The organism is Caulobacter sp. GW821-FHT11E11, assembly GCF_058808315.1.
Genome location: NZ_JBXARO010000011.1, coordinates 55,164 through 68,867, shown reverse-complemented (window position 1 = coordinate 68,867; position 13,704 = coordinate 55,164). Strand labels below are relative to the sequence as shown.

General features: G+C 66.1%; 11 protein-coding genes. 7 read left to right on the top strand and 4 right to left on the bottom strand.

Annotated features, from left to right (window positions below):
* The first annotated feature begins 279 nt into the window (after positions 1-279).
* Positions 280-2,454 (top strand): TonB-dependent receptor, encoded by a 2,175-nt coding sequence (locus tag AC1RR5_RS23855; protein ID WP_492925739.1) that lies wholly within the window; start codon positions 280-282, stop codon positions 2,452-2,454.
* Between the two features lie 63 nt (positions 2,455-2,517).
* Here AC1RR5_RS23855 and AC1RR5_RS23850 read toward each other — a convergent pair whose 3' ends face one another.
* Positions 2,518-2,901, bottom strand: coding sequence for a putative quinol monooxygenase (locus AC1RR5_RS23850; protein ID WP_492925737.1), 384 nt, complete (start codon positions 2,899-2,901; stop codon positions 2,518-2,520).
* A complete protein-coding gene (locus tag AC1RR5_RS23845; protein WP_492925735.1) occupies positions 2,898-3,779 on the bottom strand; it encodes a LysR family transcriptional regulator in 882 nt (293 codons plus the stop codon). Before AC1RR5_RS23845 ends, AC1RR5_RS23850 begins: the two co-directional genes overlap by 4 nt.
* A 74-nt stretch (positions 3,780-3,853) precedes the next feature.
* Here AC1RR5_RS23845 and AC1RR5_RS23840 point away from each other — a divergent pair, with 74 nt between their 5' ends.
* Positions 3,854-4,477 carry a hypothetical protein gene (locus AC1RR5_RS23840; RefSeq protein ID WP_492925733.1) on the top strand — a complete coding sequence of 208 codons (624 nt, stop codon included), beginning with the start codon at positions 3,854-3,856 and terminating at the stop codon, positions 4,475-4,477.
* Here the strand turns inward: AC1RR5_RS23840 and AC1RR5_RS23835 are convergent.
* The gene (locus AC1RR5_RS23835; RefSeq protein ID WP_492925731.1) at positions 4,474-4,821 is read right to left on the bottom strand and encodes a Kazal-type serine protease inhibitor family protein; all 348 of its coding nucleotides are present in this window, start codon (positions 4,819-4,821) and stop codon (positions 4,474-4,476) included. The two genes, AC1RR5_RS23840 and AC1RR5_RS23835, sit on opposite strands and share 4 nt — an antisense overlap.
* Positions 4,822-4,961: 140 nt before the next feature.
* Between AC1RR5_RS23835 and AC1RR5_RS23830 the strand changes: the two genes are divergently transcribed.
* The 3 genes from AC1RR5_RS23830 (at position 4,962) to parE (ending at position 9,992) form a co-directional block, all read left to right on the top strand.
* Positions 4,962-6,425, top strand: coding sequence for an amidohydrolase (locus AC1RR5_RS23830; protein WP_492925729.1), 1,464 nt, complete (start codon positions 4,962-4,964; stop codon positions 6,423-6,425).
* Positions 6,425-7,777: an amidohydrolase family protein gene (locus AC1RR5_RS23825; RefSeq protein WP_492925727.1), complete on the top strand. Its 1,353-nt coding sequence runs from the start codon at positions 6,425-6,427 to the stop codon at positions 7,775-7,777. Before AC1RR5_RS23830 ends, AC1RR5_RS23825 begins: the two co-directional genes overlap by 1 nt.
* 103 nt (positions 7,778-7,880) lie before the next feature.
* The gene (gene parE, locus AC1RR5_RS23820; RefSeq protein WP_492926019.1) at positions 7,881-9,992 is read left to right on the top strand and encodes a DNA topoisomerase IV subunit B; all 2,112 of its coding nucleotides are present in this window, start codon (positions 7,881-7,883) and stop codon (positions 9,990-9,992) included.
* A gap of 563 nt (positions 9,993-10,555) precedes the next feature.
* Here parE and AC1RR5_RS23815 read toward each other — a convergent pair.
* Positions 10,556-11,278, bottom strand: a complete 723-nt coding sequence (locus AC1RR5_RS23815; protein ID WP_492925725.1) for an EcsC family protein — start codon at positions 11,276-11,278, stop codon at positions 10,556-10,558.
* Positions 11,279-11,413: 135 nt separating this feature from the next.
* On the opposite strand from AC1RR5_RS23815, the gene AC1RR5_RS23810 reads away from it, so the two are divergent.
* Both AC1RR5_RS23810 and hdaA read left to right on the top strand, forming a co-directional pair.
* Positions 11,414-12,745, top strand: coding sequence for a YaaC family protein (locus AC1RR5_RS23810; protein ID WP_492925723.1), 1,332 nt, complete (start codon positions 11,414-11,416; stop codon positions 12,743-12,745).
* A 118-nt stretch (positions 12,746-12,863) separates the two neighbouring features.
* Positions 12,864-13,553, top strand: coding sequence for a DnaA regulatory inactivator HdaA (gene hdaA, locus AC1RR5_RS23805; protein WP_492926017.1), 690 nt, complete (start codon positions 12,864-12,866; stop codon positions 13,551-13,553).
* Positions 13,554-13,704: the final 151 nt, after the last annotated feature.

Genomic DNA, 13,704 nt, shown 5'->3' with positions numbered 1-13,704 from the left:
GCAACGACGAGGGCCGGAGAGCGATCTCCGGCCCTTTTTCGTGGGCGCCGCAAGGTCAACAAGGCCAGTAAGTAGAATAACTTATTACTTACCAGGCGCCGCCTGAACAAAATTGTCGCAACTTCGCAACATAATCGACGTAATCGGCTCCAAACGGCCGTTTTCGAGCAAAGCAAGATATCCGAAGAGCCGCTGTTTCGCTTATCGCAGCGCAATAGCAGCGCCGTTAACGCCCCGGTCAGAGTCGGCGAGCGGTCCTCATCAGCACAGGATGTCTCCATGCTCTCCAACCGCTCTTTCCGTCGCGCGCTCACGGTGTCGTGCGGCCTGACCGCCCTGGCGGTCTCGCTCGCCGCCGGCTCGGCCTTCGCCCAGGACGTCACCGTCGGCGAAGTCGTCGTCACCGCCCAGAAGCGCAGTGAAAACCTCCAGGACGTCCCGGTCTCGGTCGCCGCCATCGGTGGCGAGCGCCTGCAGTCGGCCTTCGCAGCCGGCGACGACATCCTGACCCTGTCGGGCAAGGCCCCGGGCCTGTACGCCGAGTCCTCGAACGGCCGCGCCGCCCCGCGCTTCTACATCCGCGGCCTGGGCAACGCCGACTTCGACCTGGCCGCCTCGCAGCCCGTGTCGATCATCCAGGACGACGTCGTCCTCGAGAACGTCGTCCTGAAGAGTTCGCCGATCTATGACCTCGACCACGTCGAAGTCCTGCGCGGCCCGCAAGGCACGCTGTTTGGCCGCAACACCACTGCCGGCATCGTCAAGTTCGACACCATCAAGCCGTCGGACGAGATCAAGGGTCGCGCCACGGCCTCGTACGGCAGCTACAACACATTCACGTTCGACGGCGGCATCGGCGGCGCCATCGTCCCCGGCAAGGTCGCGGCCCGCGCCTCGGTGCTGTACCAGCGCCGCGACGACTGGATCGACAATACCTTCACCAAGAAGGACAACGCGCTGGGTGGCTTCAACGAAAAGGCCGCGCGCCTGCAGGTTCTGGTCACGCCGAACGACAAGCTGAGCGCCCTGTTCAACGTCCACGCCCGCGACCTGGACGGCACCGCCGCCGTGTTCCGCGCCAACGTGCTGACCAAGGGTTCCAACAAGCTCAACAGCAACTACGACCGTGACTCGGTCGCCTACAGCAACGCCGCCAACAACCCGCAGAAGTACAAGGGCTACGGCGGCTCGGCCAACATCGAGTACGACTTCGACGGCGCCAAGCTGACCTCGATCACCGCCTACGAGAACACCCACGGCTACAGCCTGGGCGACATCGACGGCGGCAATCCGGGCGGCCCGGGCTTCATCCCGTTCCAGTCGGACACCCAGGACGGCATCAAGAACCTGTTCCAGTGGACGCAGGAAGTGCGCCTGGCCAGCGACACCGACGGCCCGCTGAGCTGGCAAGTCGGCGGCTTCTACTTCGACACCAAGTACGACATCCGCACCGACCCGTTCTTCATGCCGGCCACCACCCTGCGCCAGAAGAACAAGGCCTGGGCCGCGTTCGGTCAGGCCTCGTACAAGGTCAATGACCAGCTGACCCTGACGGGCGGCCTGCGCTACACCGACGACGACAAGGACATGAACGTCGTCTCCGGCCCGAACCCCGCGCCTTCGGTCGCCGTGTCGGACTCCAAGGTCACCTGGGACCTGTCGGCCTTCTACAAGATCGACGAGGACGTCAGCGTCTACGCCAAGGTCGCTTCGGGCTTCCGCGGCCCGTCGATCCAGGGTCGTGACATCGCCTTCGGCTCGCCGGCCTCGGCCGCCAAGTCCGAAACCATCATGTCCTACGAGCTGGGCCTGAAGAGCGAGCTGTTCGAGCGCCGCGTGCGCCTGAACGGCGCGGTGTTCGCCTACACCATCGACGACCCGCAGTTCAGCGCGGTCGGCGGCGGCAGCAACTCCAACCGCCTGATCAACGCCAAGAAGGGCGAGGCCTACGGCCTGGAACTGGACAGCGAGTTCGCGGTCACCGAGAACTTCGTGGTCACGGCCGGCTACAGCTACGCCCACACCAAGATCAAGGACAGCACGCTGGCCGTCGCGCCTTGCGCCGCCTGCACCGTCACCGATCAGCTGACCGCCGGCGGCCTGGCCCTGGTGAACGGCAACCCGTTCCCGAACGCGCCGAAGTACACCTTCGACTTCACGGCCCGCTATTCCTACCCGATCGCCTCGGGCGAGCTGTTCGCCTTCACCGACTGGAAGGTCCAGGGTTACACGAACCTGTTCCTGTACCAGTCGAAGGAGTTCTACTCGAAGGGCGACTTCGAGGGCGGCCTGAAGCTGGGCTACGCCAACAAGGCCGGCGGTTGGGAAGTGGCGGCCTTCGCCCGCAACATCACCAACGAGAGCAACATCAAGGGCGCGATCGACTTCAACAACCTGACCGCGTTCGTCAACGAACCGCGCGTGGTCGGCATCTCGCTGGACGCTCGCTTCTAAGACCTTCGGGTCCTCAGAAACTGGAAAGGCCGCGGAGCGATCCGCGGCCTTTTCTTTTGATCGCTACTTCAGGCCGTGGCCGCTGACCGGGATGGTCTCGAAGTGCTGCGGGAAGCCGGCGATGATCGGCCGGGCCTTGGCGATCGCCGCCTGCACCGCCGGCAACTTCAGCGACGCGGCGTGGGCGTCCTTGTCGGTCCAGACCTCCGTGATCCAGATCGCATCGGCGTTGGCCGGATCCTTGGCGATCACGTAGCTGAGGCAGCCGGGCATGTCGTTCACGCCCTCGCCCAGGATGGCCAGCAGCTCGTCGCGCTTGCCGGGCGCGGCCAGCATCTGTCCGATTAGTCCGTACATGGGCGTCTTCTCCTGGGCATGGGCTATGGTCGCGAGGGCGGCGACGGCGAGGCCGCCGACCAGTACGTCGCGTCGAACGATCTGGGTCATGAGCCTTCTCCTACCGCCAGCGCGGACCGGATGGTGTCAGCATCGGCCGACACGAGCGCCGCGCCCAGACCCAGGAGATGCAGGGTGTTGACGCAGACCGGCAAGCCGGGCGGCCGGATCACGCGGACCCGCTCCCGCCACGCAGGGGCCTGAACCAAGTCCAGCGGCGCGATGATCGCCCCGCGCCCGGCGGCGCAGCTCTCCATCGCCTCCTCGATCTCGCCGGTGTGGTCCAGGCGGCGCAAAGCATCGGGCTGACGGCCGAACACCGTCTCGAACCAGTGGCCGAAGACGAACTTGTATTCGTCGTAGGTGACGAAGGTCGTGGTCGCCATGGCGGCGAGGTCCGCCGGCGCCGGGGCGCCCTGGGCCACGGCCAGGACGATCTCCTCCTGCGCCAACGGTTTGGACTGCACCGGCGCAGCGGTGACCGGGCGATAGGTTACTGCCAGATCGGCGGCGCCGCTCGACACCGCCGCCAGCACCGTCTCGTGCGCGCCGAAGGTCAGCTCCAACGGGCGATCGACGGGCAGGCTGGCCATCAGGCATGGCGCCAGGCGATAGCGGCCGAACGCCGAGACGGTGGCGATCCGCAGCGGCCGAAGGGCCGGATCCTCCTGCGCCAGCCGCATCCGGGTGCGCTCGACCTCGTCCAGGGCCCGGCCGACGGTCTCGAACAGCGCCTGCCCCGCCGCCGTCAGCCGCAGCGCCCTGCCCGCCCGCTCGAACAACGGCCGGCCGATCTCGGCCTCGAAGCGCTTGAGGTCGTGGTGGATGGCCGGCGGCGACTTGCCCAGGCGCGGGCTGGCGGCGGCGATGCCGCCCGCCGCCGCCACCGCGTGGAACACCGCCGCCCGGCGCAGGTCCGCGTGCCGCATGATTTCGCTATCCGAAAGAATGACGCTCTTCGTTCGAAATATTCCCGAACGCCGTTCGCCGCTAGGTCTGGCGCATGACCTCTCTGCTCCTGATCGCCCAAGCCGCCTTCCTGTTCGCCTACGACATCGATCGCGGAAAGGAAGACGCCTTCGAGGCCGGCTATGCCGCGCACCTCGCCTGGCACGCCGAGCACAAGGATCCGCTGCCCTGGTACGGCTGGTACGTGACCAGCGGTCCGCGGACCGGGCTCTTCATCGACGGGACCTTCGGCATCCCGTTCTCGGCGATGGACCAGCGCGTCGATCCAGCCGGCGACGGCGCCGACATGGAGGCCAGGGTGCTGCCGTTCGCCAAGGCGCGGACCTATTCTGCGCTCGAGTACTGGCCCGAAGTCAGCACGGCCCGCACGCTGGAGGACCGCAAGCCGACCGCCGTGCTGGACGCCTTCGCCGTGACCGTCGCGCCCAAGAACGTCGCGGCCTTCGAGACGGCGCTGAGCCGCGAGCCGAAGGGTCAAGCCGCCTGGTACCGCACGGTCAGTGGCGGATCATCGGGCGCCTACCTGGCGCTGGTCCCGCGCCAGAGCTGGGTGGACTTGGCCGGCCGCCCCGCCCTGCTGGGCAAGGCCGCCGCCCTGGTCGAGCACGTCGAGGTCGAGAGCTGGTCCTACCGGCCCAGGCTCAGCCGCATCCCCTAGGCCTTGCACTCGCCTTCGGAGGCGACGCTGACACCGGCCCCGGACGCCTGACAGGCATTGCCGTAGGTCTTGCCGTCGCAGCCACAGACCGGCTTGTAGATCATCGGGCAGACCTGCGGCTTCTTGCGGCAAGTCCCCGCCGCGTCGGCGATGGTGCGGCAGGCATTGGTTTCCATCTGGCAGGTCAGGCCGGCCTGGCACTGGAAGCCAGCGAAGCCGCCACACATGCCGCCCTCGGCCACCGGGGTGCGCGGCGATTGAGCCGGCGGCGTACCGCCACCCGAAGCCGGCGCGCTGCAGGCGGTCAGCACGATCATGGCGAGACAGGCGAGCAGACGGCGCATGGACGACCTCCGATAGGCGCGCCGCCAAAAGCGTGCCGCGCAACAAATTTGCCGTAAATGCGTCCGTCGGACGCTGTTCGACTTGATAGCGTGGTTCTTTTCGTCTGTCCTTCCCGCCTCTTCGAGAGTCGGGGTTTTTCATGATCAGATGGCGTTCCGTGGCGATGGCCACGAGCCTCTTGGCGCTTAGCCTTTCGGCCTGTGCGACGACCGGGACGACAGCGCCCGCCAAGCCCGCTGCCAAGGCGCCGGAAAAGGCCGAAGCCAAGCCGCTGCCCAAGGGCCTGGACGGCCAGGCCTCGACCGGCTTCCCGTCGACCTACGCCCCGCTGCCCTCGCGCGCCACGGCCTTCGTCGGCGCCACGATCCTGACCGCCACCGGCCAGCAGATCGAGAACGGCGTCGTCTTCGTGTCCGGCGGCAAGATCTCGTCCGTCGGCGGTCCCGAGACCCCCATCCCGGCCGACATCGCGGTGATCGACGCCAAGGGCAAGTGGATCACCCCCGGCATCATCGACGCCCACAGCCACCTGGGCGTCTATCCCTCCCCCGGCGTCCAGGCGCGCTCGGACGGCAACGAGGCCACCGATCCCAACACGGCCCAGGTCTGGGCCGAGCACTCGGTCTGGCCGCAGGATCCCGGCTTCAACCGGGCCCGCGCCGGTGGCGTCACCACGCTGCAGATCCTCCCCGGCTCGGCCAACCTGTTCGGCGGCCGCTCGGTGACCTTGAAGAACGTGCCGGCCCTGACCATGCAGGGCATGAAGTTCCCCGACGCGCCCTACGGCCTGAAGATGGCCTGCGGCGAGAACCCCAAGCGCGTCTATGGCGGCAAGAGCCGGTCGCCCTCGACCGCGATGGGCAACGTCTTCGGCTATCGCAAGGCCTGGATCGACGCCGCCGACTACGCCCGCAAGTGGGATGATTATCGCGCCAAGCAGCAGAAGGGCGAGAAGGCCGATGCGCCCAAACGCGACCTGCAGCTGGAGACCCTGGCCGGCGTCCTGAAGGGCGACATCCTGGTCCAGAACCACTGCTACCGCGCCGATGAGGAAGCGGTGATGATCGATATCGCCAAGGAGTTTGGCTACAAGATCACGATGTTCCACCACGCGGTGGAGAGCTACAAGATCGCCCCGCTGCTAGCGAAGGAAGGCATCTGCTCGGCCACCTGGGCCTCGTGGACCGGCTTCAAGATGGAAAGCCTGGACGGCATCGACGCCAACGCCGCCATCCTGTGGAAGAATGGCGCCTGCGTCGTCATCCACTCCGACGATCCGATCATGACCCAGCGGCTGAACCAGGAAGCCGCCATCGCCATGACGGCGGGCGCCAAGCTCGGCTACGACATTCCTCGATCCGAAGCGATCAAGTGGATCACCGCCAACCCGGCCAAGGCCATGGGCATCGGCGACAAGACCGGCTCGATCGAGCCCGGCAAGGCCGCCGACCTGGTGGTCTGGAGCCGCGACCCGTTCAGCGTCTACGCCCAGGCCGAGAAGGTCTTCATCGACGGCGCGCTGATCTATGACCGCCAGGACAAGCGCTTCCAGCCCAAGTCCGATTTCGAGCTCGGCCAGCCCGGCCAGGGAGCGTTCAACTGATGATCCGGTCACTGTTTCTGGCCAGCGCCGCCTGCGCCCTGGCCCTCCCCGCCGCGGCCCAGACGGTCGCCATCGTCAACGCCCGCATCGAGCCGGTCTCCAGCGCCGCGATCCCGAACGGGACCCTGGTGATCAAGGACGGCAAGATCGCCGCCGTCGGCGCCAGCGTGACGGTCCCGGCCGGCGCCAAGGTGATCGACGCCAAGGGCGGTGTCGTCACGCCCGGCCTGGTCGCGCCGTCCTCGAACCTGGGCGCCTCCGAAGTCAGCGGCGTCCGCGAGACCCGCGACGACGGCACCGGCAGCGCCCTGAGCGCCGCCTTCGACATCAGCTACGGCGTCAACCCGGCCTCGCCGATGCTGGGCCTGGCCCGCGACGGCGGCGTCACCAGCTCGGCCGTCGTGCCGGTGCTGTCCGGGACCGGCGGCGGCGCTCACGAGCATGCCGACGATGGCGTGGTCGAGGAGATGACCGCCGGCCACACCGGCGACGGCGACCCGCCGCTGTTCGGCGGCCAGGCGGCGTTCATCCGCCTCAAGGCCGGCGCCAGCGACATCGTCGAGGCCTCCAAGCTGGCCGTCACCGTCTCGCTGGGCGAGAGCGGAGCCCGCGCCGCCGGCGGCTCGCGCGGCGCCGACCTCGTCCTGATCCGCTCGGCCCTGGAGGACGCCCGCGCCTTCGCCAGCCGTCGCGCGGCCTTCGAGCAGGGCGCCACCCGCGACTTCGGCCTCTCGCGCCTGGATCTGGCGGCCCTGATCCCGGTCGTGCAGGGCAAGACGCCGCTGCTGATCCGCGTCTCCCGCGCCGCCGACATCCGCCAGGCCCTGAAGCTGGCGGCCGACGAGAAGATCCGCATCGTCCTCGAAGGCGTCGAGGAAGGCTGGATGGTCGCCCCCGAGATCGCCAAGGCCGGCGTGCCGGTCATCGTCGATCCGCAGGCCGACCTGCCCGACAGCTTCGAGGCCCTGGGCTCGCGGCTGGACAACGCCGCCCGCCTGAACGCGGCGGGCGTCACGGTCGCCATCAACGGCGCTCGCGACTTCAACAACCTGCGCCAGGAGCGGCTCAACGCCGGCCTCGCGGTCGCCAACGGTCTGCCCTACGCGGCCGGTCTGGCGTCCGTGACCCTGACCCCGGCCAAGATCTGGGGCCAGGACGGCAAGATCGGCTCGCTGGACGTGGGCAAGATCGCCGACATCGTGGTCTGGAACGGCGACCCGCTGGAGACGACCAGCTGGCCGCTGAACGTCTTCGTCGGCGGCGTCGAGCAGCCGCAGGACAGCCGCCAGACCCAGCTGCGGGACCGCTACGCCGCCACCGACGGCAGCGGTTACCCGCCCGCCTACCGCTAAGACCCGATCCGCCCCTGGCAAAGGCTGGGGGCGGATTTCGCTTTTCAGGGGAAGCCCGCGAGCCCATACGAGGCCCCCGCGTTCGAATCGCTTAAGACTCCTCCTGATGTCCTCCGACAAGACCCCCTCGCTATTCGACGACGACGCCCTGGCGCCCGTCCCCGCCGCGCCGTTCCAGGCCAGCGTGGAGCCGCACGTCGAGCCGACGCCGCGTCCGATGCCGCCGCCGCCCCCGTCGAGCAAGGCGGCCCCGCCGCCCTCGCCCGCCAAGACCTCGGCGCCCGGCGAATACTCCGCCGCCGACATCGAGGTGCTGGAAGGGCTGGAGCCCGTCCGCAAGCGCCCCGGCATGTACATCGGCGGCACCGACGAGCGGGCGCTGCACCACCTGTTCGCCGAAGTGCTCGACAACTCGATGGACGAGGCCGTCGCCGGCTTCGCCAAGACCATCGAGGTCAAGCTCGACGCCGACGGCTATCTGTCGGTCAAGGACGACGGCCGCGGCATGCCCGTGGATCCGCACCCCAAGTACCCCGGCAAGTCGGCGCTGGAGGTCATCATGACCGTCCTGCACGCCGGCGGTAAGTTCACCGGCAAGGCCTATGAGACCTCCGGCGGCCTGCACGGCGTCGGCGCCAGCGTCGTCAACGCCCTGTCCGAGCGCGTGGAGGTCACCGTCTGGCGCGACGGCTTCGAGCACCTGCAGGTGTTCTCGCGCGGCAAGCCGCTGGGCCCGATCGCGCAGATCGCCCCGTCGCGCAAGAAGGGCACCATGGTGCGCTTCAAGCCCGACGACGAGATCTTCGGCGAAGGCACCAACTTCAAGCCCGCCCGCCTGTACCGCATGGCCCGCTCCAAGGCCTATCTGTTCCGCGGCGTGCAGATCAAATGGTCCTGCGATCCCTCGCGGATCCATGACCAGACCCCGCCCGAGGCCACCTTCCACTTCCCCAACGGCCTGGCCGACTTCCTGGCCGAGCGCACCAAGGGCCTGAACACCGTCACCCCCGAGAGCTTCTCGGGCCGCATCGAGCGCCAGGGCGAGGCCGGCGCGGTCGAGTGGGCCGTCAGCTGGACGCCCCAGGGCTTTGGCGAGCACGACGGCTTCATGCAGTCGTACTGCAACACGGTCCCGACCCCCGAAGGCGGCACCCACGAGAGCGGCTTCCGCGCCGCCCTGACCCGCGGCCTCAAGGCCTATGCCGACCTCAAGGGCGAGAAGCGCGGCGCGATCATCACCGCCGACGACGTCGTCGCCCAGGCCGGCGCCCTGATCTCGGTGTTCATCAAGAACCCGGAATTCCAGGGCCAGACCAAGGAAAAGCTGTCGACGACCGAGGCCCAGCGCTTCGTCGAGGCGGCCCTGCGCGACCCGTTCGACCTGTGGCTGACCTCCAGCCCCAAGAACGCCCAGGCCCTGCTGGAATTCATCATCGAGCGAGCCGAGGAACGCCTCAAGCGCCGCAAGGACAAAGAAGTCACCCGCGCCAGCGCTACCCGGAAGCTCCGCCTCCCCGGCAAGCTGGCCGACTGCGCCGGCGGCGCGGTCGACGGCGCCGAACTGTTCATCGTCGAAGGCGACTCGGCCGGCGGCTCGGCCAAGCAGGCCCGCGACCGCAAGTACCAGGCCATCCTGCCCCTGCGCGGCAAGATCCTGAACGTCGCCAGCGCCAGCGGCGAGAAGTTCACCGCCAACAAGGAACTGTCGGACCTGATGCTGGCCCTGGGGGCCCAGGGCGGCAACAAGTATCGCGAGGAAGACCTCCGCTACGACCGCATCATCATCATGACCGACGCCGACGTCGACGGCGCCCACATCGCATCCCTGCTGATCACCTTCTTCTACCGCACCATGCCGGACGTGATCCGCCAGGGGCACCTGTACCTGGCCCTGCCGCCGCTCTACCGCATCGCCCATGGCGGCAAGTCCGAATACGCCCGCGACGACGCCCACAAGGACGAGCTGCTGGCCACGGTGTTCAAGGGCAAGAAGCCCGAGATCGGCCGCTTCAAGGGCCTGGGCGAGATGATGGCCTCCCAGCTGAAGGAGACCACCATGGACCCCAAGAAGCGCACCCTGGCCCGCGTGACCCTGCCGCGCCACGAGGAGACCGTGGAAGAGCTGGTCGAGACCCTGATGGGCCGCAAGCCCGAACTGCGCTTCCGGTTCATCCAGGAGAACGCCGAGTTCGCGACGGCGGATCTGGATCTCTAGCGCTCACGGCTTCGCCGCCTCACGCGGCCAGCCGCTGAAGGTGTTGGGGAGGCGACGGAGCGGCCGGGCGAACCCGGGGACCGTAAGGTTTGTTGTGTTTCGGCTCGCTGACCGCTCCGCCAGGCTGTTCTTGCCCGTGAGGATGGGAGGCGTGAGCGTCTTTCAGCTCGGGTCCCCATTAGCCCCCGGACGGGCGCGGACCAAGTCGATCGGCTACATCCGTCTCGACCCCGACGATCCACGATAGGCGGCTTGTACGATCACCGCCCTGTCGCTCCGCTGATGGCTTTGGCCCCGGACGACCCGTCACTCGCGTGCGATCCTAAAGAGTAATCCACGCAACCTGACGAAACCGCTCGGGAACCGCCAGCGGCCCCGCTCAACCTAGCCCCGCCGCCGTCTTGGGCCGGATCCAAACGCCCTCCCCCGCGACGGGGATGGCTATGATTGTGCGGCGGTTCTGAACGCAGATCATTCAGCGGCGTCTAAAATCGACAAGCGATTGATTTCGCTGACTTCGATCTCGCGAATTCCGAGGATAGAGCGCCCTGAATCCCCTCTTTCTATGAGAGAGGGAGTCTGGAGGCCGCCCCCTGCTCCGCCCGCATCCGGTAGGCCATCACCGCCGTATGGCCCAGCCGCTCGACCAGCCGCCAGTTGACGATCGCCCCCAGCGGCGCGCCGACCACGGGGATGAACTGGGCCAGCTTGGCCAGGTCGATATGGTCCCGGTACTGCTGCTGGAAGGCCCGCCAGTCGAAGTCGTCCAGGTGCTGGGGATGCGCCCGCGCCTCCCAGTCGTCCATCGCCGCCAGCACCCCGGCCCGGTGCTGGGCGTCCGAAAACGCCAGCTCGAAGATGTGCAGGATGAACAGGCGCTCGGGCAGCTCGGTCCCGTCATGGCCGAAGATCGCGGCGATCTCGAACAACAGCTTGATCTTGAAGCTCATCAGCAGCGGGAAGTCGGCCGCCGCCGCCAGGAAGCCCCCGAACCCGGTGACCCCGCCCTCGACGGACGCCGCCTTCTTCCACCCGTCGATCGCCTTGGCCGCCTTGGCCCGCCGCTCGTCCAGGGTCAGGCCGATCAGCGGCGACCCCGTCGTGAAGTCCGACCCGACCAGCAAGGCCCGCGTCATCCCCTCGATGGCGGCGGTGATGGCGGCGTGGACCTTCTCCGGGATCAGCCGGTTGATCCGCTGCTGCGTGGCGCGGGCGAGGCCGTTCAGCGGGCCGGGCGAGCGGAGCAGGTCAGCGCGCCAAGTGAGGAGGTCAGGGGAGATGGGCATAACGGGGCCTTACTCATCCTCACTATAGGCTCGCCAGAAGTTTTGACATTCGCGACGCCACTTGCTTGTTCAAATCACCCGACTAACATCACACTTAAACGCTAAGGCGAAAACTCTCCGGGGGGAGATACAGGCGTGCTGGAAGAAATTGTCGAGGATAGCGTCGACAGAGCCCTCGCTTCGAACCAACCAATATTTTCAAAAGATGTTGACTACGAAACGCTTGTTCAGCGGCGCCGGGAAATACAGCTCGAATGGAAGGCGCTCAAGGAGTCAGGCGATGACACATATCCTGATCAAAAGGCATTTGAAATCGCCAAGGAAATGCCGGATCTGAAGGCACCTGGCGTTATACCCGCGAAAAATTACTCCGTATTGGTAAAGGAGGCCAACGGAAGAATTAATTCGGACAACTACCTCCAACTTCTCTCCCTAGACAGCCTCGATTTTGACGATTCCGTTTTGGAGTTGGCAGAAAGCCTCGAGAATAGCCCGGATATTAGAAAGCTATACAGACTAAGAAAGAAGACTACCGGTGAAAGCACTAACGCCGGAATCAATTCCGATGAAGCAAGTAGATTGAAAAACTGCTTTTCTCAGGGGCGCGAGTTATACCTAGCCGGGAAGAACGGCTCACTCATGGTGAAGCCGTTAAATTTTTTCTATGCGATAACTGCCTATTCATATGGAATAATTGTCCTCAACAACCCCATACGTTACTCTAAAGGAAACATTCCAGGTTCTCACGGCCTATCATACTCCCCTGACACCATAAAAATTCAGTTCGGCGGGGACACAGCTCGAGGAACCTTTAGCGATCTTCTAACATCATTCCCAACTCAACTTATAAAAAGTCGAGGCGTGGAAATACATCAAGATTGCACCAGCTCGGTGTTTGACTTCTATAATATCAAATTCACATCAAGCCTCGGCACTCTTCTCAGCATGATTCCGGAGATGGCCGAATATTATAAATTGACTACTGGGAAGAATAGTCGAGCTCACCCATTAGACATCGTCAATGCCTACGATACACGTAGCGTCCGATGGGAGTTTCAGATCGGAAATGGCGAACATCGCCCAGAACGCGATGACATCGAACGATCATTTTCAGGCTTCGACATCAGCGAACGGCACGGAAAATACGTGGTATCCGTTCCAGCACAAGAAGCCCACAAGATCGGCGCGTGCATCTATACCGATATACGTGGCGATTTCTGGTACATAGAGAATCCATTTCACCCTATAATTATGCCAGAAATATGCACCCATTTCCTCATATCGAATATGTTCTCAAACATCATGAGATACAGACCTGACGAATGGGGAAACATACTTCTGAACGAAGTTTCATCCGAAATATCCCTTATAACTCGCCATTACTTTTCTTCCTTCGAGAGGAAGTTTTTTATTCTGATGCTTAGGGCTGCATCTCGCTACATCCCGCACGTGAGCCCTAGCCGCTAGCTTGCCATCCACACTCCCTTCCCTTCCATCCCCACTATCCCCAGCCCCGTCGCTCGCCCTACCCCGCGGGTCGCCCTATATGGCTAGCGACACGTTCACCACGCCGGGCGCCCGAGGCTTGTCCACCCAGTTCAGACTGCCGCTGACCGCCGCCCCGACCTGGGGACGGGACGACTTCGCCGTGTCGGTGGTGAACAGCGACGCCCTGGCGCGGCTGGACGCCTGGCCGGCGTGGCCTGAGGGCCGGCTGGCGCTGGTCGGGCCGGCGGGCAGCGGCAAGACGCACCTGGCGCGGGCCTGGGCCGCGCAGGCGCAGGCGGTGATCATCGACGCCACCGGCCCGGCGGCGGCCGCTCCCGACCTGCCGGCCCTGCGCGGCAAGGCGATCCTGGTCGAGGACGCCGACCGGCGCGGTGAGGCGCTGAGCGACGAAGCCCTCTTCCACATCCTCAACATGGCCGGGGTCGACGGCGGGACCGTGCTGCTGACCGGCCGCGTCGCGCCGCTGGCCTGGGCGTGCGCGGTGCCCGACCTGCGCTCGCGGCTGAACGCCCTGTCCGTGGCCACGATCGAGGAGCCCGACGACGTGGTGCTGGAGGCGGTGCTGCGGCGGGCCTTCGCGCAGCGGCTCTTGAAGCCCGATCCGGACCTCTATCCCTACCTGGTCTCGCGCCTGCCCCGCTCGGCGGCCGAGGCGATCGCGGCGGCGGACCTGCTGGACGAGGCGGCGGCGGATCGCAAGCGCGAGCTAAACAAGGCGCTGGCGCGGGAAGTGCTGGGGGATTTCGAGGGCGAGGAATCCGAATAGCCCCCTTCCCCCTTGATGGGGGAAGGGTTGGGGATGGGGGCGACCTGCCGAGCCGGCAGGCGCCGGCGCGGTTTAACCGCTGCATCACCCCCAACCCTGCCCTTCCCCCATCAAGGGGGAAGGGTTGCGACGATGTCTTCGTCCCGTCACT